Origin of the sequence: Methanoculleus sp. MH98A (assembly GCF_000691865.1) — an archaeon.
GTDB lineage: Archaea > Halobacteriota > Methanomicrobia > Methanomicrobiales > Methanoculleaceae > Methanoculleus.
In genome coordinates, this window is record NZ_JMIO01000111.1 from 1 (window position 1) to 641 (window position 641).

General features: G+C 54.9%; 1 protein-coding gene and 1 tRNA gene. Both read left to right on the top strand.

Features of this window, described 5'->3' with window-relative positions; genetic code table 11:
* Positions 1-29: 29 nt before the first annotated feature.
* Positions 30-116, top strand: a tRNA-Ser gene (locus tag EI28_RS11545).
* A gap of 192 nt (positions 117-308) precedes the next feature.
* Positions 309-500 carry a hypothetical protein gene (locus tag EI28_RS11550; protein WP_048114307.1) on the top strand — a complete coding sequence of 64 codons (192 nt, stop codon included), beginning with the start codon at positions 309-311 and terminating at the stop codon, positions 498-500.
* The last annotated feature ends 141 nt before the right edge of the window (positions 501-641 follow it).

A 641-nucleotide genomic window follows, 5' to 3' on the forward strand; every position in this document is an offset into this window, starting at 1 on the left:
AAATACACCGCCAACTAATGATGCACATTGCTGAGGTAGTCTAGACCGGTAGGGCGCGGGCCTGGAAAGCCCGTGGGGCGTTGAGCCCCTCGGGAGTTCAAATCTCCCCCTCAGCGCTTCTTGTTTTTCATGTAGTTTCTGTCGATAGCAAAGTGCATACCGACGATCTGTCTGCACTGTTCGTTTCGCACCGGGTCTTGTAGCAGAGGTATCAAAGACGATCACAACGACGATATTCAATAGAGCGCTATAGATCGTGATATGGGACGACAGGGGTATCCCGGGAGACAAAGGAGCGGCTGGCAGGGATGAAGCGGTACCCTCGCGAAACCTTTGACGATGTTATCAGGCGGCTCATGAATACCGCCGAGGACGAAGAGCCTCTGAGCGCCGAGGCTGTCCAGGGAATCGAGGAGTCGCTCGAAGATATCAAGGCAGGCCGCCTGTATACCCTGGAAGAAGCGCGCACCGAGTTGCAGGCGGTATGGGATACACAGTAAAACTCACGGGCGGCTATACCGGAAGCACTGACTTTTTTCGGAAAAAAAGGGGTTTCGCCCCTCAGATCGACATCCCGACCAGCATCATCGAGAAGAGCACCAGGTCGTAGACGGTGTGCGTGATCGCCGACGTCGTTGTGT

Coding starts and splice junctions, on each gene's coding strand:
- EI28_RS11550 (WP_048114307.1), top strand. CDS start 309: ATGAAGCGGTACCCTCGCGAAACCTTTGACGATGTTATCAGGCGGCTC.